This window comes from Streptomyces sp. HP-A2021 (genome assembly GCF_022807935.1).
In the GTDB taxonomy this organism is placed as follows: Bacteria; Actinomycetota; Actinomycetes; order Streptomycetales; family Streptomycetaceae; genus Streptomyces; species Streptomyces afghaniensis.
Genome location: NZ_CP094344.1, coordinates 8,264,701 through 8,285,504, shown reverse-complemented (window position 1 = coordinate 8,285,504; position 20,804 = coordinate 8,264,701). Strand labels below are relative to the sequence as shown.

The window sequence follows — 20,804 nt, the reverse complement described above, 5'->3', positions numbered from 1 at the left end:
GGTCATGCCTCCTGCGGCTGCTGTGCGGTGAACTCGGTCTCGGCCGACGTGAGGTCGAAGTACGCCTGCTCCAAGGTGCCCTCCTCCGCGGCGAGTTCGAGCACCGGCACACCCGCGGCCGAGGTGATGCGGCCGATGTCGTCCACGCGTGCGTGATGCACGGTCCAGTGACCGTCCACGTGCTCCACGGCCTCGTGGCCGTGCGGAGCGAGAGCCCTCTTGAGGGCCACGGGGTCGGTCGTACGAATGCGTACGCGAGGCTGCACGCGCGCGTGGATGAAGTCCCGCATCGGCGTGTCGGCGAGCAGCCGGCCCCGGCCGAGGACGACGAGGTGGTCCGCGAAGGACGCGGTCTCGTTCATCAGATGGCTGGAAACCAGGACCGTGCGGCCCTCCTCCGCGAGCCGGCGCAGCAACTGCCGGATCCACACGATGCCCTCGGGGTCGAGTCCGTTGGACGGCTCGTCCAGCATGACCACCTCGGGATCACCCAGCAGGGCGGCGGCGATGCCGAGGCGCTGGCGCATGCCCAGGGAGTACGTCCGCACCCGGCGCCGGGCCACCGAAGCCAGGCCCGTCTCTTCCAGCACCTCGTCCACCCGGCGGTCCGGGATGCGGTTGCTCGCCGCCAGGACACGGAGGTGGTCGCGGGCGGTACGGGAGCCGTGCGCGGCCTGCGCGTCGAGCAGGGCGCCGACGTGGCGCAGGGGTTCGCGCAGGGTGGAGTAGGCGCGGCCGCCGATCGTGGCGGAACCGGCGGTCGGCCGGTCGAGGCCGAGTACCAGTCGCATGGTGGTGGACTTGCCGGCGCCGTTGGGGCCGAGGAAGCCGGTGACGCGGCCGGGCAGAACACGGAAGGTGAGGCCGTCCACGGCTCGTGCGGTGCCGAACTCCTTGGTGAGGTCCTGGACTTCGATGCTGGTCATGGCAGCAGCGTGGCCGATGGTCCGGGCGGCGGGCCTCCCCCTGTGGTGGAGATCGTCTCCCCCGTGCGGGGGAGGCTCGAGGTCAGTGGCGGCTGGCACGATGGCGCAATGGTCCGCATGCTGCGCCCGTTGACGCGGGCGGTGACGTACACGCGGTTGCTGCATCTGTCCATGGCCATCGTGTGGCCGTCCCTGTGGCTGTTCATCGACGAGGCCTGGTGGACCGTGGGCACGGCGACCGTGCTGCTCGGCATCGCGGGCCTGGTCCCCGCCATGCGGGTCGTGGAGGGGTTCCAGGCCCGGCTGCTGCTGACCGGCCATCGGGACGGCGGCGAGACCCAGGAGATCATGAGCACCCCCTCGGCCACCTGGAGCGACCGTGGCCGGGTGGTGGTGTGGCTGGGGGCGCGGCTGTTCCTCGGCGTCCTGGCGTCCCATCTCTGCGTCCAGCTTCTCCTCCTCACGATGGACCTGGTGTCGACCACGATCAGTGACCAGCGTGTCGGCGGCGCCTGGCTCCCCGTCGAAGGCCCCGACCCGTGGCACGCCCTGCTCGCGCCCCTGCCCCTGATCCTCGGGGCCGCGGTCGTCGTCGGTTCGGGGCACCTCATCACCCGCATCGCCCTGCGCCTGCTCGGCCCGTCACCCGCGGAGCGTCTCGCGGCACTGGAGGAGCGCACCGAACAGCTCCTGGAACGCACGCGCATCGCCCGCGAGTTGCACGACTCCATCGGGCACGCGCTCACGGTCGCCGTGGTGCAGGCGGGGGCCGCACGGGCGTCCGGTGACCCGGAGTTCACGGACCGCGCGCTGGTCGCCATCGAGGAGACCGGCCGGGCCGCCCTGGAGGACCTGGAGCGGGTGCTGGGCGTCCTGCGCGAGTCGCGGAAGCCCGTGAGCAGCAGACCCACCCTGGTGGACGCGGACCGGCTGCTGGAGTCCGCGCGGTCCTCCGGGGCGAAGGTCGACGCCGAGGTGACCGGCCCGGTGGACACCGTGCCCGGGCCGGTGTCCCGGGAGGGCTACCGGATCCTGCAGGAGTCGCTGACCAACGCGCTGCGGCACGCCGGGGCGGTCCCGGTCCGCGTCCGCGTGCACGTCGCCGACGACACGCTCGTCCTGGCGATCCGCAACCCGCTGACGCAGCCCGTACCCGGCCCGGGACGCGGCAGCGGCCTGCGTGGCATACGCGAGCGCGCCGCCCTGCTCGGCGGGCTGGCCCGGACCGGCCCCGACGAAGGTGACTGGCAGGTTCATGTCGAGCTGCCGTTGAGTTGATCTACGCTGGTCCGATGCCGGTCACCGTTCTCCTCGTCGACGACGAACCCCTCGTGCGCGCCGGCCTGCGGGCCGTGCTGGAGGCACAGCCCGACATCGAGGTGGTCGGGGAGGCAGCGGACGGGGCGGCGGTGATCCCGCTCGTGCGGCAGCTGCGGCCCGACGTGGTCGCCATGGACGTACGGATGCCGCTGCTGGACGGTATCGAGGCCACCCGGGCGCTGCTGCGGACGGTCGACGAACCGCCGCGGATCCTCGTCGTGACGACGTTCGAGAACGACGAGTACGTGTACGAGGCGCTGCGGGCCGGTGCCGACGGGTTCCTGCTGAAGCGGGCCCGGCCGGCCGAGATCGTGCACGCGGTGCGGCTGATCGCCGAGGGCGAGTCGCTGCTGTTCCCGGCCTCGGTACGGCAGCTGGCCGCCGAGTACGGCGAGGGCGGCGGCAACCGGGCCGCGCGGGCGGCGATGGAGCGGGCCCAGCTGACCGAGCGGGAGGGCGAAGTGCTGCGGCTGATGGCGCGGGGCCTGTCGAACGCGGAGATCGCCGCCCGGTTGGTGGTGGGCACCGAGACGGTGAAGTCGCATGTGAGCGCCGTGCTGGCGAAGTTGGGAGCGAGGGACCGTACGCAGGCGGTGATCGCGGCGTACGAGTCCGGGTTCGTGGCGCCGGGCTGATCGGCGAGGGCCGGTGCGTGCCCCTCGCCGGGGTCCGCCGCGCCGAGTACGATCCGGCCAACACGCGCACGAGCTGGGAGGACGGACGGTGGGGCGGCTGACCGGCGGGGATCCCTCGCTGCTGCGCAGGATCAACTCCGCGGTGGTGCTGCACGCGCTGCGTGCCACGGACTGCGCGACGCTGACCGAGATCACCCGGGTGACGGGGCTGTCCCGGCCGACCGTCGAGGGCGTCGTCGAAGGGCTCATCGAGGCCGGTCTCGTCGTCGAGAAGGCGGCCGAGGAGGGTGCCGCCCGGCGGCAGGGGCGGCCGGCGCGGCGGTTCCGGTTCCGGGCGGAGGCGGGGCATCTGCTGGGGCTGGAGATCGGCGCGCACCGGGTGGCCGTGCTGCTGGCCGACCTGGACGGCCGGGTGATCGGCTCCCAGGCCAAGGACGTGCCCGAGACGGCCGGGGCCGACGAGCGGTTGGAGCGGCTGCGCGGCGCCGTCGCCGAACTGCTGCGCCGGGCCGGTGTCGCACGCGGCTCGCTGCGGGCCGTGGGCGTGGCCACGCCCGGGATCGTCGAGGCGGACGGCACGGTACGGCTGAGCACCGCGCTGCCCGGGTGGACGGGGCTGCGGCTGGGCGAGCGGCTGAGCCGGTCGTTCAAGTGCCCGGTCCTGGTCGAGAACGACGCCAACGCGGCGGCCGTCGCCGAGCACTGGAAGGGCGCGGCCGTCGAGTCGGACGACGTGGTGTTCGTGCTGGCGGGGCTCAGCCCCGGCGCCGGTTCACTGATCGGGGGGCGGCTGCACCGGGGCTACGGCGGGGCGGCCGGCGAGATCGGCGCGCTGCATCTCCTCGGCCGGGAGGTGACGCCGGAGACGCTGCTGTCCACCACGGACGAACCGCTGCACCCGCTCGACGAACAAGCCGTCGCCGGGGTCTTCGCACAGGCCCGCGAGGGCGACCAGCGGGCCCGCGCGGCCGTCGACCGCTTCCTCCAGCGTCTGGTCCACGACGTGGCGGCGCTGGTCCTCGCCCTCGACCCGGAACTGGTCGTCATCGGCGGCTGGGCAGCGGGCCTGGACGGCGTCCTGGACCCCCTGCGCCACGAACTGGCCCGCTACTGCCTGCGTCCCCCGCAGGTAACCCTCTCCCGCCTGGGAGACGCGGCAGTGGCGACAGGCGCCCTGCGTCTCGCCCTGGACCATGTGGAGGAACAACTGTTCACGGTCGAACGCCGCTGAACGACAACGCCCTTCTGGGGGCGCGGGGCTGTGTCGATATGCGGCTCCGCCGCGTGGGCGCGACCAGCCACAACGCACCCGCAGCCCCCACGCACCACCCCCCTACGGCGCAAGGATCAGGACGCCTGCCGCTGCGGCCCGGCGTGGATCTCCACGCCCCCCGCGTCCCCGAAGGTCAACCGACACGTGTCAGCGCGATACGTCGCGACGGACAACGCCGCCACACGCCCCGCAACCACGAACCGCGTCGTCACCACCAGCACGGGCGCTCCCGGCAGCCGGTCCAGCTCCCTCGCGTCGTCGGCCCCGGCGGAGCCGAGCTCCACCGCGTTCTCCTGCCGGTCCAGCTCCAGCCGCTGCAGCTCACGCAGCACCGCACGCGCGCGTGCCGACCCGGACGGTGCGTCGATGCCGGTCAGGTCGGGCACCGAGGACCGCGGGATGTACAGCAGCTCGGCGGCCACCGGCCGGCCCTGCGAGACGCGGGAGCGGCGCACGATGTGCACGGGCTCGTCGCTGCCGGTCTCCAGCGCGTCGGCGACGGCCACGGGCGGCACGGCGGCAGTGCAGTCGACAGGCTGCCAGGCGTCCTCGGGGCCGCCCGGCCAGGTGTGCGGGCCGGTACCGAGCGAGACGCCCATGCGGGGCGGCGCGACGGTCGTACCGACGCCGCGGCGGCGCTGGAGCCTGCCCTCCAGTTCGAGCTGCTCCAGGGCCTGGCGGAGCGTGGCGCGGGCGACGCCGAAGCGGGCCGCGAGGTCGCGCTCGTTGGGCAGGATCTCCCCGACCGAGAACTCCGAGTCGAGCGCTTCACTGAGCACGGTCTTGAGATGCCAGTACTTCGGTTCCGGCACCGATTCCAGCTGCGTGGTCCCCACCCTGTCCTCCGCAATCGCCGTGGTCGGCGGCTTTTTCGCGCCCTTGTTTTTTAAAGGTTGTTTCACTTCTCTGCGACCATAGGACGGCCCTGATCCTTGGTCAAGACCAATGGCCGGGAACGTTCACGGGACGTTCGTACGAGGCCGCGGCGGGGCTGCCGCGGCGCCGTCTAGGGGGCGGCCAACGAGTGCAGCTTGTCGGGGTTGCGGACGATGTAGACCGCTTGGACGCGGCCGTCGGCGACGTCGAGCTGGAAGACGGAGTCGGGCTTGCCGCCGGACATGACCAGCACGGCCGGGCCGCCGTTGAGTTCCAGGAAGCGCAGGGAGAAGTCGGGGACGCCCTTCTGCGCGGCGCCGACGAGGAAGCGGCCCACCTTGTCCGCCGACTGGAGAACCCGCAGCGGCGCCCGCGACTTGCCGCCGCTGTCGCCGACGAGCCGGACGTCCGGGGCGAGCAGCTCCATCAGCCCCTCGAGGTCGCCGTTCGCGGCGGCGGCGAGGAACCGTTCGGTGAGGTCGCGCCGCTGGACGGGGTCGACCTCGTAGCGCGGCCGCCGCTCCTCGACGTGCTTGCGCGCCCGCCCGGCCAGTTGGCGCACGGCCGGTTCGCCGCGGTCGAGCATGGCGGCGATGTCGGCGTACGGGAAGGCGAAGGCCTCGCGCAGCACGAACACCGCCCGCTCCAGCGGCGACAGCGACTCCAGGACGACGAGGACGGCCAGGGAGACGGAGTCCGCGAGCACGGCCCGCTCAGCGGTGTCCGGCACGGTGTCGCCGAAGTCGGTGACGTACGGCTCGGGCAGCCAGGGGCCGACATAGGTCTCCCCGCGGGCCTTGATCTGGCGCAGCCGGTCGATGGCGAGGCGGGTGGTGATCCGTACGAGGTAGCCGCGCGGCTCGCGCACGTCGCCGCGGTCGCTGCCCGACCAGCGCAGCCAGGCCTCCTGGACCACGTCCTCCGCGTCGGCGACGCGGCCCAGCATGCGGTAGGCGACGCCCAGCAGGACGGGGCGGTGCGCTTCGAAGACGTCGGTCGCGGTCTCGGTGGTCACGGGCTCCATCCCAACCCACCGGTGCGGCCCTGTCCAGGCGGAATCGCCCCTCCCGGAAAGCGTGGCCGTGAAGGTGGCGACAGCTTGGGGCTACCCGCCGGTAGCAATTGCTGACAAGCTGTCTACGGCGTCCGTCAGCGAGTACAGCCGAGGAGCACCCCATGTCCGCCACCGTCTCCTTCAAAGTCGCCTCCGCACACGGCGAGCAGAACGTGACCCTGTCCTACACGCGTCAGGGCAGCGGCGAACCGTTGCTCCTGCTGCACGGCATCGGCCACCACCGGCAGGTGTGGGACCCGGTGATACCCGCGCTGGCGGCCGAGCGGGACGTGATCGCCGTGGACCTCCCCGGCTGCGGCGCCTCACCGGCGCTCCCGGACGGCATGGCGCACGACCTGCCGACCATGAACACCGTCCTGGCCGCGCTCTGCGAGGCCCTGGACATCGAACGGCCGCACGTGGCGGGCAACTCGCTGGGCGGCCTGCTGGCCCTGGAGCTGGCCCGGGCGCAGCTCGTCCGCTCCGTCACCGCCCTGTCCCCCGCGGGGTTCTGGAACGAGGCCGAGCGCCGCTACGCCTTCACGGTACTGATGACGATGCGCCAGATAGCCCAGCGGATGCCGCTGTCGGTCGTCGAACGGCTGTCCCGGCCGGCTATCGGCCGCACCCTGCTGACGAGCACCATCTACGCCCGCCCGGGCCGTCGTTCGCCCGAGGCCGTGGTCGCCGAGACGCTCGCGCTGGCCCGGGCGCAGGGGTTCTCCGAGACCCTCCGCTCCGGCAGGACCGTGCAGTTCACCGACGACATCGTGGGCACACCGGTCACCGTGGCGTGGGGCAACCGGGACCGGCTGCTGATCCCCCGCCAGGGCGTGCGCGCCAAGAGCGTCATCCCCAGCGCCCGGCTGGTACGGCTGCCCGGCTGCGGCCATGTCCCGATGAACGACGACCCGGCACTGGTCGCCCGGGTCGTCCTCGACGGCAGCCGCTGACCGGCGGGGCGGCAACCGGCTCGGCGGAAAGCCCGGCCGCGGATCCGGCAGACTGACCGCATGGACCGCATGGACGACCGCAACGAGCCCGTGTCGCCCGCCTGGGAGCTGCTCCTCCCGGCCGCTTCCGCGCCGGCACGCACGCGTGGCCGTTCCCTTCAGGCGGCGCTGCGCGAGGCGGTCCGCTCGGGCCGGCTCGCGCCGGGCACCCGGCTGCCGTCGAGCCGGGATCTCGCGGCTGACCTGGGAGTGTCGCGGGGGCTGATCACGGAGGCGTACGAGCAGTTGACGGCGGAGGGCTATCTGCGCAGCGGCCGGGGCGCCGGCACGTGGGTGGGCTCGGCCGTACGGGCCGCCCGGACGCGGGCGCACGACCTCGCTCCCCGCTCCCGCGGTGCCCGGGCGGACTTCGTGCCCGGGACGCCGGACCTGTCGCTGTTCCCGCGCTCGGCGTGGGCCGCCGCCCAGCGCGCTGTGCTGGCGGAACTGCCGCACCAGGAGCTGGGGTATCCCGATCCCCGCGGGCTGCCCCGGCTGCGTACCGCGCTGGCCGGACTGCTCGCCCGGCGGCGGGGTGTGGTCGCCGACCCGGAGCGGATCGTGGTGGTCTCCGGGGTGGCCCAGGCGACGACGCTGCTGGGTTTCGCGCTGCACGCGCGCGGGGTGCGCACCGTGGGTGTGGAGGACCCGGGCAGTCCCCAGCACGACGCGCTGTACGCCTCGGCCGGGGTCACCGCCGTACCGCTGCCCGTGGACGGGGAGGGAATCGCCCTGGAGCCGCTGCGGGCGTCGGGCGTGCGGGCCGTGGTGACGACGCCGGCCCACCAGTTCCCCACCGGCATCGCCTACTCGGCCCGCCGTCGCGCCGAACTGCTGGACTGGGCGCGGTCCGTGGACGGCATCGTCCTGGAGGACGACTACGACGGCGACTTCCGCTACGACCGCGCTCCCGTCGGCGCGCTCCAGGGCCTCGACCCGGACCGCGTCGCCTACACGGGCTCGGTCAGCAAGTCCCTGGCGCCGGGGCTGCGGCTGGGCTGGCTGCTGGTGCCCGAGTCCTGGGCGGAGGAACTCGTCGAACGCAAGCGCACCATGGACCTCGGCCACCCGGCCCTGGACCAGGCGCTCTTCGCCCGGTTCCTGGAACGCGGCGACTACGACCGTCAGTTGCGCCGCTGTCAGCGCGCCTACCGCGAGCGCCGTGACGCCCTGACCGCCGCCCTCGACGAGCACTTCCCCGGCTCCCGCGTCTCGGGCATCGCCGCGGGCCTGCACGTGATCGCCACGCTGCCGGAGCGCTACGGCCCCGAGGACCGTTTCCTCGCCCGCGTGACAGCGGCCGGGGTGGCGGTACGCCCCCTGTCGGCCTACGCACACCCGCGTCCCGCGCGGGAGGAGACCGACGGGCCGAAGCGGATACGGCTGGTGCTGGGCTACGCGCACGTCCCGCCCGCCCGGATCCACGAGGGCATACGCCTGATGGCGGAGGCGGCCACGAGGTGACTACCGGCGGAGCTCACGGGTTCCCGCCGGTTCCCCTCCTCCCGCGGTCAGTTGTTCACTTGGGGTTCGTGTGTGCGCCGCGGCGTGCCAGTAGGTGTGGCTGTGCACACTGGCCGGATCCCGTCCCTGGAGGCGCATCCATGTCACACCGTCCGCTCCCCGCGCGCCGCAGCGTCCTGCGCGGCTCCCTCGCCGCGTCGGCGGCCCTCACCCTGCCCACCGCTCTCGGCGCGGCGCCGGCCTTCGCGCGGTCGGGGCGTCCGAAGGCGGGGTGGGGTGTGCAGGCGGGGGACGTGACCCGCGACTCCGGGCTGGTGTGGGTGCGCTCCGACCGGCCGGCCCGGATGATCGTCGAGACGTCGGCGACCGAGTCGTTCCGCAACCCGCGCAGATGGCACGGCCCGCTGCTGGGCCCGGGCACCGACTTCACCGGCACGACCCGGCTGCACGGCCTGCCGTCCGGCGAGCAGATCCACTACCGGGTGCTGCTCGCCGACCCGGACGACCCGCGCCGCACCGGCGAGCCGGTCACCGGCACCTTCCGCACGGCGTCCGACAAGCGCCGTGACGGCGTACGGTTCGTCTGGTCCGGCGACCTGGCCGGTCAGGGCTGGGGCATCAACCCGGAGCTCGGCGGCTACCGGATCTACGACGCGATGGCCGCCCTGGACCCGGACTTCTTCCTCTGCAGCGGCGACAACATCTACGCCGACGGGCCCCTCACCGAGACCGTGGCCCTGCCCGACGGGCGCACCTGGCGGAACATCACCACCGAGGAGAAGGCGAAGGTCGCCGAGACCCTGGCCGAGTTCCGCGGCAACTTCCGCTACAACCTGCTGGACGAGAACCTGCGCGCCTTCAACGCCCAGGTCCCGTCCATCATCCAGTGGGACGACCACGAGGTCACCAACAACTGGTACCCGGGCGAGATCCTCGGCGACACCCGGTACACCGAGAAGAACGTCGACGTGCTCGCCGCCCGCGCCCGCCGGGCCTTCTCCGAGTACTTCCCGATCTCCACGCTGCGCCGCCCCGACGGCCGCGTCTACCGCGTGCAGCACCACGGCCCGCTGCTGGACGTCTTCGTGCTGGACATGCGCACCTACCGCAACGCCAACTCGCCGGACGACCAGCCCACCGACCCGCAGGGCATCCTCGGCCGCGAGCAACTGGAGTGGCTCAAGCGTGAGCTGTCCCGCTCCCGCGCGGTGTGGAAGGTGATCGCCTCCGACATGCCGATCGGCCTGGTCGTCCCGGACACCGGCGACGGCAAGCCGAACATCGAGGCCGTCGCCCAGGGCGACCCCGGCGCCCCGCTGGGCCGTGAGCTCCAGATCGCCGAGCTGCTGCGCTTCGTCAAGCACCGCCGGATCACCGGCACGGTGTGGCTCACGGCCGACGTCCACTACACCTCGGCGCAGCACTACCAGCCGTCGCGGGCCGCGTTCACCGACTTCGAGCCGTTCTGGGAGTTCGTGTCGGGCCCTCTCAACGCCGGCGCCTTCCCCGCGAACACGCTCGACGGCACCTTCGGTCCGGACCGTGTGTTCCTGAAGGCGCCGACGACCGCCAACGTCTCCCCCGCCGGCGGCTACCAGTTCTTCGGCGAGGTCGACATCGACGGCGGCAGCGGTGAGCTGACGGTACGGCTGCGCGAGCAGGACGGAACCGTGCTGTTCACGAAGGAGCTTCAGCCGGGTCTGGTCGGCCAGTAAGTTTGAAGGCTTGATAAAGCGGGCAAGCCAGCCCTTTTACCCGCCAGTCACAATACGTTCGTGATCACGCAACACCATTCGGTCACAGTGGGTGCATGACGCGAAAAGTTACTGAAGTGACCGGCCTGAAGAACGACTGCCGCCCCGCTACCCCGTGGCAGCGGGTCACGGCGGCGCTCCACACCTGGCGAACACGACGCCACGAACACGCGCCGCCGGCGGACGATACCGGGTCCCCGGCACCGGAGCCGGTGCCGGGGGCGAACACGCTGTGGCGGATGCGGACCACGGTGAAGGACGAACCGGGATCACTGGCGGCCCTGTGCACGGCCCTCGCCGAGCACCGGGTCGACATCCTCAGCCTCCAGACACATCCGCTGGCCGAGGGCACGGTGGACGAGTTCCTGCTGCGCGCCCCGGGCGAGCTGCCGGCCTCCGGGATCGCCACGGCCGTGCGGACGGCAGGCGGCACCGACACCTGGATCGAGCGGGCCGACGCCCACGACCTGGTGGACGCACCGACCCGGATCCTCGGACTCGCCGCCCGGACCGCCCTGGACGCCGCTGAACTGCCCCTGGCACTACGCCAGTTGCTGGGCCGGTGCACGATCCGTTCCCAGCCCGCACGAGCCGGCGGCGGCCGGGCGTCCGAGGGTGTCCCGGTGGAGGGAGCCCTCGACGACACGGTGATGCGCCTGCGCGCCCCGGAGGGCGGCGTGATCACCGTGGAGCGGCCATATCTGCCCTTCACACCGACCGAGTTCGCCCGGGCCAGGGCCCTGGTGGAACTGGACGCCCGGCTCGGGCCGCGCGTCCCGCACGGCCGGGACGTGCTCACCCTGGCCGAGGGCAGCGACATCACCGTACGCCGGGCCGACACCCGTGATCTGGAGGCGGCCAGGGCGATGCACGAGCGGTGCTCGGACCGCACGCTCCGGTTGCGCTACCACGGGCCGGTCGGTGACGCCGACCGCTATCTCAACCACCTGCTCAGTCCGCGCTTCGGCCGGACCCTCGCCGTACAGACGGCCTCCGGGCGGCTCGTCGGGCTCGGGCATCTGCTGTGGGACGGGGACGAGACGGAGGTCGCGTTGATCGTCGAGGATGCGTGGCAGCGTCGGGGGATCGGCGGGGAGTTGCTGGGGCGGCTGGTGGCGATTGCCGCGGAGGGGGGTTGCCGGAGTGTGTATGCCGTGACGCAGGCGTCCAACACGGGGATGGTCGCGGCGATGCGAGGGCTGGGCCTCCCCCTCGACTATCAGGTCGAGGAGGGGACCCTGGTGATCACTGCGCGGCTGGGTGAGACCGTTTCGACGGGTGCGGGCGAGGTGGGGAGCACCTCAGCGCCGTAGGGGCAGGTGTGTGTCGGCGGGTGCGGGTGCGTTGTGGTTGTTCGCGCAGTTCCCCGCGCCCCCAAGGGGGCGTCGTCCCAACGCACCGTCCAAGTCCGACCACAGGTCCTCCACGTCCTCCAAGCCCACCGACATGCGCAGCAGGCGGTCGTTCACCCCGGCATCCCTGCGGTCGTCCGCGTCCACGATGCGGTGGCTGATGGACGCCGGGTGCTGGATCAGGGTGTCCACACTGCCCAGGCTCACCGCCGGGGTGATGAGGCGGACGGCGGCGATGACCTCGTGGGGGTCGCCGTGTATCTCGAAGGAGATCATCGCGCCGCCGATGCGCGGGTAGTGCACGCGGGCGACGCGGGGATCGGCGGCGAGGCGGTGGGCGAGTTCGGCGGCGTTGGCGGAGGCGGCCCGTACCCGGACGGGGAGGGTGGACAGGCCGCGCAACAGCAGATAGCCGGCCAGGGGGTGCAGGACGCCGCCCGTGGCGAAGCGGACCTGCCGCAGCCGTCCCGCGAACTCCTCGTCGCAGGCGACCACGCCCGCCAGCACGTCCCCGTGGCCGCCGAGGTACTTGGTGGCGCTGTGCAGCACCAGCCGTGCGCCCTGTTCGGCGGGGCGCTGGAGCACCGGCGTGGCGAACGTGTTGTCCACGAGCAGGGGCACCGAGCCGCAGGCGTGTGCGACGGCCCGGAGGTCGACCTCGGCGAGCGTCGGGTTGGCCGGGGACTCCACGATCACCAGGCCGGTGTCCGGACGCAGTGCCTCCGCGATTCCGGCCGGGTCGGTCCAGGTCACCTCCGAGCCCAGCAGCCCGGCGGTCAGCAGATGGTCGCTGCACCCGTAGAGGGGGCGTACCGCCACCACGTGCCGCAGCCCCATGGAGGCGCGCACGAGCAGGACGGCGCTCAGGGCGGCCATGCCGCTGGCGAACGCGACCGCCGCCTCGGTGCCCTCCAGGCGGGCCAGCGCGGTCTCGAAACGGGCGACGGTCGGGTTGCCCAGCCGCCCGTAGACGGGCGGGCCGTCCGGGTCCGCGCCGGTGGCGGCGAACGTGTCGATCCGGGCCGCCTCGCCCCGGCTGTCGTACGACGGGTAGGTGGTGGACAGGTCGATCGGCGGGGCGTGCAGACCCTGCCGGGCGAGGTCGTCCCGCCCGGCGTGGACGGCCTCGGTGGCGAGTGCTCTCGATGCGGTGCGTACGGCGTCGTGGGCGCCCATGCTCGCTGTGTCCATGGCGAAAGGGTGAACAGCGACCGGGCTCATGGGCGGGAAGCCCGTGTTACGTTCGGCCAATGGCCGAATCTGTCGTACTGGACCCGGTGGATCTCCATCTGCTGCGGCTGCTGCAGAACGACGCCCGGACGACGTACCGGGATCTCGCCGCTCAGGTCGGGGTGGCGCCGTCGACCTGTCTGGACCGGGTGACCCGGCTGCGCCGCTCGGGCGTGATCCTCGGGCACCGGCTGGAGCTTGATCCGGCCAAGCTGGGGCGAGGGCTGGAGGCCTTGCTGTCGGTGCAGGTCAGGCCGCACCGGCGGGAGCTGGTGGGGCCGTTCGTGGAGCGGATCCGCGCCCTGCCGGAGTCGCGGACGGTCTTCCATCTGACCGGGCCGGACGACTACCTCGTCCATGTGGCGGTCGCCGACATGTCGGACCTTCAGCGGCTCGTGCTGGACGAGTTCACCTCGCGGCGGGAGGTGGCGCGGGTGGAGACCCGGCTGATCTTCCAGCAGTGGGAGTGCGGGCCGCTGCTGCCACCTTCGCCCTCGGCTCAATCCGCGTGACGTGCGCCGCACGTCGTACCAGGATGGACCGCATGTCTGAGACCAAGAGCCCGTTGCCCCGTGAGGTCGCCGACGCCTACGTCGACGAGCTCGTCGCCCTCGACCCGATCACCGGCACGTTCCTCGGCGTCAAGGAGTCTTCGAGCAGGCTGCCCGACACCTCGCCCGCGGGTCAGGAGGCGTTCGCGGAGCTGGCGCGCCGGACGCTGGCCCGGCTGGACGAGGCGGAGCGGCAGCCCGGCGCGGACAGTGACATCGAGCGCCGCTGCGGGCGACTGCTGCGCGAGCGGCTCATCGCGGACCTCGCCGTGCACGAGGCCGAGGAGAGTCTGCGGTCCGTCAGCAATCTGAGCTCCCTCCCCCATGCGGTGCGGCAGGTGTTCACCGTGACGCCGGCGCAGTCGGAGGAGGACTGGGCGGCGATCGCCGAGCGGCTGCGCGCGGTCCCGGCCGCGCTGGAGGGGTACCGGGAGTCCCTGGCGCTCGGCCTGGAGCGGAAGCTGTACGGCGGGCCGCGCGCCACGGCCACATTCGTGGAACAGCTCGGCGAGTGGGCGGACGCCGGCGAGGGCCGTGGCTGGTTCGAGGCCTTCGCGGCCGCCGGCCCCGAGGCGCTGCGGTCCGAGCTGGACACGGCGGCCCTCTCCGCCACCGAGGCGGTCGTACGGCTGCGCGACTGGATGCGGGACGTGTACGCACCGGCGATCGAGGGCGCGCCGGACGTGGTCGGCCGGGAGCGGTACGCGCGCTGGGTGCGTTACTACAACGGCACGGACCTCGACCTGGACGAGGCGTACGCGTACGGCTGGTCCGAGTACCACCGCCTCCTCGGCGAGATGAAGGCGGAGGCCGAGAAGATCCTGCCGGGTGCCGCCACGCCGTGGGTGGCGCTGGCGCACCTGGACGAGCACGGCACGCACATCGAGGGCGTCGACGAGGTCCGCGACTGGTTGCAGTCCCTGATGGACGAGGCGATCGACGCGCTCGACGGCACCCACTTCGACCTGGCCGAGCGGGTGCGCCGGGTGGAGTCGCGCATCGCCCCTCCGGGCAGTGCCGCGGCCCCGTACTACACGCCGCCGTCGGACGACTTCACGCGCCCGGGCTGCACCTGGCTGCCGACCATGGGCGAGACGAGCTTCCCCGTCTACGACCTGGTGTCGACCTGGTACCACGAGGGCGTGCCCGGCCACCATCTCCAGCTGGCCCAGTGGAAGCACGTGGCGGAGAACCTCTCCCGCTACCAGGCGAGTGTCGGCATGGTGAGCGCCAACGCCGAGGGCTGGGCCCTGTACGCCGAGCGGCTGATGGACGAACTGGGTTTCCTGACGGACCCGGAGCGCCGGCTCGGTTACCTGGACGCGCAGATGATGCGTGCCGTACGCGTCATCATCGACATCGGCATGCACCTGGAGCTGACGATCCCGGACGACTCCCCCTTCCACCCGGGCGAGCGCTGGACGCCCGAGCTGGCGCAGGAGTTCTTCGGCTCGCACAGCAGCCGGCCCGCGGACTTCGTGGAGAGCGAGCTGACCCGCTATCTGTCCATGCCGGGCCAGGCCATCGGCTACAAGCTCGGCGAGCGGGCCTGGCTGCTGGGCCGCGAGAAGGCCCGCGCCCGGCGCGGTGAGGCCTTCGACCCGAAGGCCTGGCACATGGCAGCCCTCTCGCAGGGCTCCCTGGGCCTGGACGACCTGGTCGACGAACTGTCCCGGCTCTAGAGGCAGTCAGCGGCGGAAGCCGCCCTCGGAGTCGATGACCTGCCCGGTGACCCACTCCGCCTCGTCCGTGGCGAGCCATGCGATGAGGCGGGCCGGGTCGTCGGGCATGCCCCACCGCCCGGCCGGGAAGCACGCCGCGATGGTCTCGTAGTCCTCGCCGGTCATGTAGTCCGTGTCCACGGGCCCTGGATTGACGGTGTTGACGGTGACCGCGTGGTCGGCGAGCGCCGTCGCAAGGGAACGGGTGACGGAGGCGAGAGCACCCTTCTGCAGGGCGTAGGCGAGCTCCCCGGGCATGCCGCCCGCGATGTCCTGGCCGGAGGTCATCATCATGACGCGTCCACCCGGGCTGCGCGGCGGCAGTGCGGACCGCAGCCGCGCGTAGGCCTGGATCAGCAGGATCACGGAGCGGGTGTCGACCGCCCAGTGCCGGTCCAGCATCGCCGTGTCGATCTCGTCCAGGGGGCCGTCGAACCCGCTCTGCGCGTGGTTGGCGACGAGGATGTCGAGCCGCCCGCCGAGCGCCTCTGCGGCCCTGCCGACGAGTTCTCCGGCCACGGCGGGGTCGCCCAGATCCCCGGGTCCGGCGACGACCCGGGCTTCGGGATCCCCGAGCGCCCCGCGCACGGACGCGACGACGTCCTCGGGACGGTCGGCACCCCAGGGCTGGCCGGCGTCATGCGGCACATGGTGATGCAGATAGACACTGGCTCCGTAGGCGGCAAGGCGGCGGGCCACGGCGTGCCCGATGCCGCCGCGCCGGCTGGCACCGGTCACCAGGGCAGTACGCCCCCGCAAGGGCAGGGGATCACGGCGCAGTTCTTCGGGACTGGGCTGAGGAAGTCGAGGCATACGATCATCGTGGCCGGGCTTCACGAGCGCCGCACACGAATATCGCCCCCCGCCCCACGGTCACCTAGGCGCAAGCAACCGCATCTGAACCAACCCCAACCACGTTTCAGGACCCGGCTGCACCCGAGCCGCCCGAACCGCGTAGCGCCCCGGCTCCAGACCCACCCGAACCCGTTCGCTCCCCGAAGGGTCCGCCCCGGGCCACGCCGCATCAAAAAGCAGCACAGCGCCTGGCACCTCCCAGAGAACCTCCGGCTCCCACTCAGCCGTGTCGACAGCCACCGGCACGCTCGCCAGCAACTCGTCCTCGGAATTCCCCGCGCACCACCGGACGAACAAGCCGCGGTCGGGCAGATACGCGGTCGAGGCGGGCTCGTCACCCAGGACCAGTGCCGTGCAGTCGCCGACCGGCAGAAGACCGACGTGCCCGTCCACCTCGCAGGCCCGGTCGTAGTCCGACGCCGTCTCCTCGCCGTCGGCACCCGCCCAGAACGGCAGAACCGTCTCCGGCACCGCTATCAGCGGCCCGCCGCCCGACTCCACCCATTCCACGACGCCCGGCTCCGCGTATCGCACCATGGCGCAAGAACCTACAGGGTCAACTCCCGCCAAAATCTCGGGGGTCGGCGGGCCCGGCCTCAGCCCGCGCCGCGCTGCCGCAGCACCGACCCCGACCTGCCCTTGACGACCTCCAGTTGGGCGTGGATGCGCCGCCGCAGGTCGGGCACGTGGCTGACGATGCCGACGCTGCGGTCGCGTTCGCGCAGGGAGTCGAGGACGTCGAGGACCTCGTCGAGGGTCTGGTCGTCGAGACTGCCGAAGCCCTCGTCGATGAAGAGGGTGTCCAGCCGCACCCCGCCCGCCTCGTCCGTGACGACGTCCGCGAGGCCGAGGGCGAGGGCGAGCGAGGCGAAGAAGGTCTCGCCGCCCGAAAGCGTCGCCGTGTCCCGCTCGCGGCCGGTCCAGGCGTCGACGACGTGCAGTCCGAGTCCGCTGCGGCCGCGTCCGGTGCGGTCGTCGGAGTGGACGAGGGTGTAGCGGCCGGACGACATGCGCCGCAGCCGTACCGTCGCGGCGGCGGCGACCTGTTCCAGGCGGGCCGCGAGCACGTACGACTCCAGGCGCATCCGGCGTTCGTTGTCCGCCGAGGTGCCGGCGGTGAGGCCGGCCATGCGGGCGACCCGGTCGTACTCCTCGCGCAGCGGCGCCAGCCGGCGGACGGAGGCGGTCGCCCGGGCGGAGAGCCGGTCTAGTTCGGCGCAGCGCCGGGCGGCGGCGTCGTGTGCCGAGGCGGCCTCGCGCAGCCGGCGGGCCGCGGTGTCGGCGGCGAGCTGCGCCGACGTGAGGTCGGCGGGCTGCTGCCGGGCGGCGGCCGCGGTGTCGGCCTCGGCGAGGACGGCCCGTACGGCGGCTTCCTCGTTCTGCCAGGCGTCCAGGCGGCGTTGCAGTTGGCGGTGGGCGTCGTCGTCGAGGAGGGCGGCGGCCGCGTCCCGTGGGGTGTCGAAGCCGGCGCGGAAGGCGGCGTCGGCGAGGCGGGCGTCGGCGTCCTTGAGCCGCTGGGCGGTGTCCTCGGCTGCGCGGGCGGCGTCGGCGGCGTCCGTGAGCAGTGCGGTCCGGCGCTCCAGTTGCGCGGCCCGGGCGGCGACGCTGTCCAGGGCGCCTCTGGCCCGGTCCAGTTCCTCCTCCAGGGCGGTGCGTTCGCTCTCCAGCCGCTCCCGGTGGCCGACCCGGGCGGCGCTGCGCACGGCGGCCTCCTGCCGGGCGGCGACGCGCCGCTCGTGCTCGTGCCCGGCCTGGCGCAGCCGCTCCTGGGCGGCGTGCAGCTCGGCGGCGCCCCGGCGGGCCTGCTCGTACTGCTCCTCCAGCTCCTCGGTCTCGCGGGCGAGTTGCTCGGTGGGGGTGTCACCGGCCTCGGCTGTGGCGGCGGCCAGCGCCTCCCGGACGATCCCGAGGTTCCGCTCGTTCTCGGCGCGCTGTTCGTCGGCGCGCCGGTAGGCGGCCAGGGCCCGTTCCTCGGCCTCGCGGTCGACGTGCCCGGCGACCTTGCGGGCAGGGGCGGGGTGTTCGGTGGCGCCGCAGACGGCGCAGGGCTCGCCGTCGGTGAGGTGCGTGGCCAGTTCGGCGGCGATGCCGGTCAGGCGCTGTTCCTTGAGGTCGAGCCAGTGCTGCTGGGCGCGCAGCGCCTCCTCCTGCGCGGTGCGGGCCCGCTCGACGGCCCGGTCGGTGTCCTCGGCGAGCTGGTCGCGCAGCCGGGCGGCCTTCAGCCGCTGCCGCGCGGGCTCGCGCCGTACGGCGAGCTGTTCGGCGAGGGCGGCGGCCTGCTGCGCGGAGTCGACGCGGGTCTGGAGGGCGGTGCGGGTCTCCTCCCAGCCGTCGAGCCAGGCCTCCGCCTCCTGAAGGACGTCGGCGTCGGCGCGTTCCTGGCGATCCAGGCCGGCGCGTTCGTCGAGGAGTTCGGCCAGCCGCCGTTCGGCGCGGCGGGCCGAGTCCAGTCCGCCCAGTTCCTCGGCGGCCCGGCGGGCGGCGGCGGCGAGTCCGGCCGCGCCCGCGTCGGTGAAGGTATCGGGCAGCAGGGCACGCGCCCGTGCCTCGGCGGCGGCCGCCCTCCGGTGTTCGGCGTCGGCGGACTCCCGCAGATCCAGGGCGGGCGCGACCGCCTCGGCCTTGCGGGACCGCTCCATGAGCGCCTGCGCCTCCCGGTACGCCCCGGCTCCCTCCTCCAGGCGCGCCGCCCGCTCCCGTGCCTGAGTGAACCGCTGCTGGAGTCTGGCGAGTTCGCGTGCGTCGTCGAGGGCGCGGCCGGCGGCGGCCTGCGCGGACTCGGCGGCGGCGAGCGTGCACTCGGCGACGGTGAGCTGTTCCCGGGCGGTGCTGCGGGCGACGGCTGCGGCACCCAGCACGGCCTCGGCGAGTCCCGGTTCGCCGGGATCCAGGTCCGGCAGCCGCATGGCGTCGCCCGCGGCCTGCTGCATGCGGTGGGCGTCGGCCAGCAGCGCGGCGTCCCCGTCCCGGACCTGGGCCTCGGTGGCGCGGCGGCGCTCGGCGAGGCGCTTCTCGACGTCGGCGAAGCGGCGGGTGTCGAACAGGCGGCCCAGCAGCTTGCCGCGGGCCTCGGCGTCGGCGCGCAGGAACCGCGCGAAGTCGCCCTGCGGCAACAGCACGACCTGGCAGAACTGCTCCCGGCTCATGCCGAGCAGCTGGGTGATCTCCTCGCCGATCTCCTGGTGGGAACGGCTGAGGTCCTTCCAGGCCGCGGCCGTGGCGTCGTACGCGCGGAGCCAGGTCTGGGCCTTGTCCAGGGTGGTGCCGGTGCCGCGTTTCTTGGGGCGTTCCCAGGGCGGCTGCCGGGTGATCTCCAGGCGGCGTCCGGCCACGGTGAGTTCGAGGGTGACCTCCGTGCGCGTCGCCGGCGCGGCGTGGTCGCTGCGCAGGGCCGTGCCCTGTCCGCCGCCCTGCCGGGCGCCCGGCACCGAGCCGTACAGGGCGTAGCACACGGCGTCGAGGACGGAGGTCTTGCCCGCGCCGGTGGGTCCGTGCAGCAGGAACAGCCCGGCCGTCGACAGCTCGTCGAAGTCGACGGTCTGGGTGCCGCCGAAGGGGCCGAAGGCGGTGACCGTCAGCCGGTGGAGCCTCACCGGGCGACCTCCCGTACGGTCTCGTCGGCCCGCACCGCGTCGAACGCGTCCCGCAGTACGTCCTGTTCGTGCGCGTCGGGTCCGGCGCCGCGCACGTGGGCGACGAAGTCCTCCGCGATCTGCTGGTCGCTGCGGCCGGCCAGGCGCCGGGCGTAGGACACCTCGGGGTCGTCCTCGGTCCGGTCGGGGTCGAAGACGAGGCTGAGGGTGTGCGGGAAGCGCTCGGTGAGCCGGGCCATCGGGTCGGCCGGGCGGACCGGGTCGGTGAGCGTCGCCTCGACCCACGCCTCCTCGTGCCGCGCCAGCTCCGGGTCGGCGAGCAGGTCCTCCAGGGTGCCCCGGATCCGGGCCAGGGCGCGCGGCACCGGGCAGTCGAGGCGCTCGGCGTCGACGGATCCGTCGGCGGCCAGGTCGACGAGCCACATGCTCTTGCGGTGGGCGGCCTCGGAGAAGGAGTAGGGCAGCGGGGAGCCGGAGTAGCGGATGCGGTCGGTGAGGGTCTGGCAGCCGTGCAGATGCCCGAGCGCCACGTAGTCGACGCCGTCGAAGACGCCGGAGGGCACCGCGGCCACGCCGCCGACGGTGATGTCCCGTTCGCTGTCGCTGGGTTCGCCGCCGGTGACGAAGGCGTGCGCGAGGACGACGGAGCGCGTGCCGGGCGACCGCGCGGCGAGGTCGGCACGGACCCGGCCCATGGCGGCGGCGAGCACGGCCTCGTGTCCGGCCTTCTCCACGCCGAACTCGTCCTTCACCAGGGCCGGTTCGAGGTAGGGCAGTCCGTAGAAGGCGACGTCCCCGTGGGCGTCGGCCAGCACCACCGGGGTGCCGGCCGCCGACGGCTCGGTCCGCAGGTGGATGCCGGCCCGCCCGATGAGGCCCGCGCCGACGCCCAGCCGGCGGGCCGAGTCGTGGTTCCCGGAGATCATCACCGTCGGCACGCCGAGGTCGGCGAGGCGGTGCAGGGCGTCGTCGAACAGCTCGACCGCGGCGAGCGGCGGCACAGCCCGGTCGTAGACGTCCCCCGACACGACCACCGCGTCCACGGCCCGCTCGCGCGCGGTCGTGACGAGGTGGCCGATGAACTCGGCCTGGGCGGCGAGCATGTTCACGCGGTGGAACGACCGGCCGAGGTGCCAGTCGGACGTGTGCAGCAGTCTCACGACGCCGCTCCGACCTGCATGACTCCCCCTGCTACCGCTCCACGACCC

At 73.4% G+C, this 20,804-nt stretch carries 17 protein-coding genes; 9 read left to right on the top strand and 8 right to left on the bottom strand.

Annotated features, from left to right (window positions below; all coding sequences use genetic code 11):
• Positions 1–2 precede the first annotated feature (2 nt).
• Complete coding sequence (locus MQE23_RS37420) at positions 3–926, bottom strand: ABC transporter ATP-binding protein (protein ID WP_020270739.1); 924 nt, start codon at positions 924–926, stop codon at positions 3–5.
• A 108-nt stretch (positions 927–1,034) separates the two neighbouring features.
• Between MQE23_RS37420 and MQE23_RS37415 the strand changes: the two genes are divergently transcribed.
• From MQE23_RS37415 to MQE23_RS37405, 3 genes are all read left to right on the top strand, one after another.
• Positions 1,035–2,204: a histidine kinase gene (locus tag MQE23_RS37415; protein ID WP_020270738.1), complete on the top strand. Its 1,170-nt coding sequence runs from the start codon at positions 1,035–1,037 to the stop codon at positions 2,202–2,204.
• A gap of 14 nt (positions 2,205–2,218) precedes the next feature.
• Complete coding sequence (locus tag MQE23_RS37410; RefSeq protein WP_020270737.1) at positions 2,219–2,881, top strand: response regulator transcription factor; 663 nt, start codon at positions 2,219–2,221, stop codon at positions 2,879–2,881.
• An 88-nt stretch (positions 2,882–2,969) separates the two neighbouring features.
• Positions 2,970–4,112 (top strand): ROK family transcriptional regulator, encoded by a 1,143-nt coding sequence (locus MQE23_RS37405; RefSeq protein ID WP_243381451.1) that lies wholly within the window; start codon positions 2,970–2,972, stop codon positions 4,110–4,112.
• Between the two features lie 116 nt (positions 4,113–4,228).
• Here MQE23_RS37405 and MQE23_RS37400 read toward each other — a convergent pair whose 3' ends face one another.
• On the bottom strand, positions 4,229–4,990 hold the full coding sequence (locus MQE23_RS37400) for a GntR family transcriptional regulator (protein WP_243381450.1): 762 nt from the start codon (positions 4,988–4,990) through the stop codon (positions 4,229–4,231).
• Positions 4,991–5,160: 170 nt separating this feature from the next.
• Entirely contained in the window at positions 5,161–6,045 is an 885-nt protein-coding gene (locus tag MQE23_RS37395) for an RNA polymerase sigma-70 factor (RefSeq protein ID WP_037674613.1), read from the bottom strand.
• A gap of 161 nt (positions 6,046–6,206) precedes the next feature.
• Between MQE23_RS37395 and MQE23_RS37390 the strand changes: the two genes are divergently transcribed.
• The 4 genes from MQE23_RS37390 (at position 6,207) to MQE23_RS37375 (ending at position 11,607) form a co-directional block, all read left to right on the top strand.
• Positions 6,207–7,037 (top strand): alpha/beta fold hydrolase, encoded by an 831-nt coding sequence (locus tag MQE23_RS37390; RefSeq protein ID WP_020277800.1) that lies wholly within the window; start codon positions 6,207–6,209, stop codon positions 7,035–7,037.
• A gap of 60 nt (positions 7,038–7,097) precedes the next feature.
• Positions 7,098–8,540, top strand: a complete 1,443-nt coding sequence (locus tag MQE23_RS37385) for a PLP-dependent aminotransferase family protein (RefSeq protein ID WP_243381449.1) — start codon at positions 7,098–7,100, stop codon at positions 8,538–8,540.
• Between the two features lie 140 nt (positions 8,541–8,680).
• Complete coding sequence (locus tag MQE23_RS37380) at positions 8,681–10,255, top strand: alkaline phosphatase D family protein (protein WP_020277798.1); 1,575 nt, start codon at positions 8,681–8,683, stop codon at positions 10,253–10,255.
• Positions 10,256–10,350: 95 nt separating this feature from the next.
• A complete protein-coding gene (locus MQE23_RS37375; protein ID WP_243381448.1) occupies positions 10,351–11,607 on the top strand; it encodes a GNAT family N-acetyltransferase in 1,257 nt (418 codons plus the stop codon).
• On the opposite strand, the gene MQE23_RS37370 is transcribed toward MQE23_RS37375, so the two are convergent.
• Positions 11,596–12,837 (bottom strand): PLP-dependent transferase, encoded by a 1,242-nt coding sequence (locus tag MQE23_RS37370; RefSeq protein ID WP_243381447.1) that lies wholly within the window; start codon positions 12,835–12,837, stop codon positions 11,596–11,598. The genes MQE23_RS37375 and MQE23_RS37370 overlap by 12 nt on opposite strands.
• A gap of 59 nt (positions 12,838–12,896) precedes the next feature.
• On the opposite strand from MQE23_RS37370, the gene MQE23_RS37365 reads away from it, so the two are divergent.
• The gene (locus MQE23_RS37365) at positions 12,897–13,388 is read left to right on the top strand and encodes an Lrp/AsnC family transcriptional regulator (RefSeq protein ID WP_243381446.1); all 492 of its coding nucleotides are present in this window, start codon (positions 12,897–12,899) and stop codon (positions 13,386–13,388) included.
• 32 nt (positions 13,389–13,420) lie between these two features.
• The gene (locus MQE23_RS37360; protein ID WP_243381445.1) at positions 13,421–15,109 is read left to right on the top strand and encodes a DUF885 domain-containing protein; all 1,689 of its coding nucleotides are present in this window, start codon (positions 13,421–13,423) and stop codon (positions 15,107–15,109) included.
• Positions 15,110–15,115: 6 nt separating this feature from the next.
• On the opposite strand, the gene MQE23_RS37355 is transcribed toward MQE23_RS37360, so the two are convergent.
• Genes MQE23_RS37355 through MQE23_RS37340 form a run of 4 tightly spaced genes read right to left on the bottom strand, consistent with a single transcriptional unit; the run spans position 15,116 to position 20,756 of the window.
• A complete protein-coding gene (locus MQE23_RS37355) occupies positions 15,116–15,961 on the bottom strand; it encodes an SDR family oxidoreductase (protein ID WP_037674605.1) in 846 nt (281 codons plus the stop codon).
• Positions 15,962–16,021: 60 nt separating this feature from the next.
• A complete protein-coding gene (locus MQE23_RS37350; RefSeq protein ID WP_020277791.1) occupies positions 16,022–16,540 on the bottom strand; it encodes an immunity 21 family protein in 519 nt (172 codons plus the stop codon).
• 59 nt (positions 16,541–16,599) lie between these two features.
• Positions 16,600–19,596: an SMC family ATPase gene (locus MQE23_RS37345; RefSeq protein ID WP_243381444.1), complete on the bottom strand. Its 2,997-nt coding sequence runs from the start codon at positions 19,594–19,596 to the stop codon at positions 16,600–16,602.
• Positions 19,593–20,756 carry an exonuclease SbcCD subunit D gene (locus MQE23_RS37340; RefSeq protein ID WP_020277788.1) on the bottom strand — a complete coding sequence of 388 codons (1,164 nt, stop codon included), beginning with the start codon at positions 20,754–20,756 and terminating at the stop codon, positions 19,593–19,595. The genes MQE23_RS37345 and MQE23_RS37340 overlap by 4 nt, the downstream gene beginning before the upstream one ends.
• Positions 20,757–20,804 lie beyond the last annotated feature (48 nt).

What these genes read in the sequence shown, in the direction of transcription:
- MQE23_RS37420 (WP_020270739.1), bottom strand. Translation starts at nt 926, where the DNA reads ATGACCAGCATCGAAGTCCAGGACCTCACCAAGGAGTTCGGCACCGCA.
- MQE23_RS37415 (WP_020270738.1), top strand. Translation starts at nt 1,035, where the DNA reads ATGGTCCGCATGCTGCGCCCGTTGACGCGGGCGGTGACGTACACGCGG.
- MQE23_RS37410 (WP_020270737.1), top strand. Translation starts at nt 2,219, where the DNA reads ATGCCGGTCACCGTTCTCCTCGTCGACGACGAACCCCTCGTGCGCGCC.
- MQE23_RS37390 (WP_020277800.1), top strand. Translation starts at nt 6,207, where the DNA reads ATGTCCGCCACCGTCTCCTTCAAAGTCGCCTCCGCACACGGCGAGCAG.
- MQE23_RS37385 (WP_243381449.1), top strand. Translation starts at nt 7,098, where the DNA reads ATGGACCGCATGGACGACCGCAACGAGCCCGTGTCGCCCGCCTGGGAG.
- MQE23_RS37380 (WP_020277798.1), top strand. Translation starts at nt 8,681, where the DNA reads ATGTCACACCGTCCGCTCCCCGCGCGCCGCAGCGTCCTGCGCGGCTCC.
- MQE23_RS37375 (WP_243381448.1), top strand. Translation starts at nt 10,351, where the DNA reads ATGACGCGAAAAGTTACTGAAGTGACCGGCCTGAAGAACGACTGCCGC.
- MQE23_RS37370 (WP_243381447.1), bottom strand. Translation starts at nt 12,837, where the DNA reads ATGGACACAGCGAGCATGGGCGCCCACGACGCCGTACGCACCGCATCG.
- MQE23_RS37365 (WP_243381446.1), top strand. Translation starts at nt 12,897, where the DNA reads ATGGCCGAATCTGTCGTACTGGACCCGGTGGATCTCCATCTGCTGCGG.
- MQE23_RS37360 (WP_243381445.1), top strand. Translation starts at nt 13,421, where the DNA reads ATGTCTGAGACCAAGAGCCCGTTGCCCCGTGAGGTCGCCGACGCCTAC.
- MQE23_RS37355 (WP_037674605.1), bottom strand. Translation starts at nt 15,961, where the DNA reads ATGCCTCGACTTCCTCAGCCCAGTCCCGAAGAACTGCGCCGTGATCCC.
- MQE23_RS37350 (WP_020277791.1), bottom strand. Translation starts at nt 16,540, where the DNA reads ATGGTGCGATACGCGGAGCCGGGCGTCGTGGAATGGGTGGAGTCGGGC.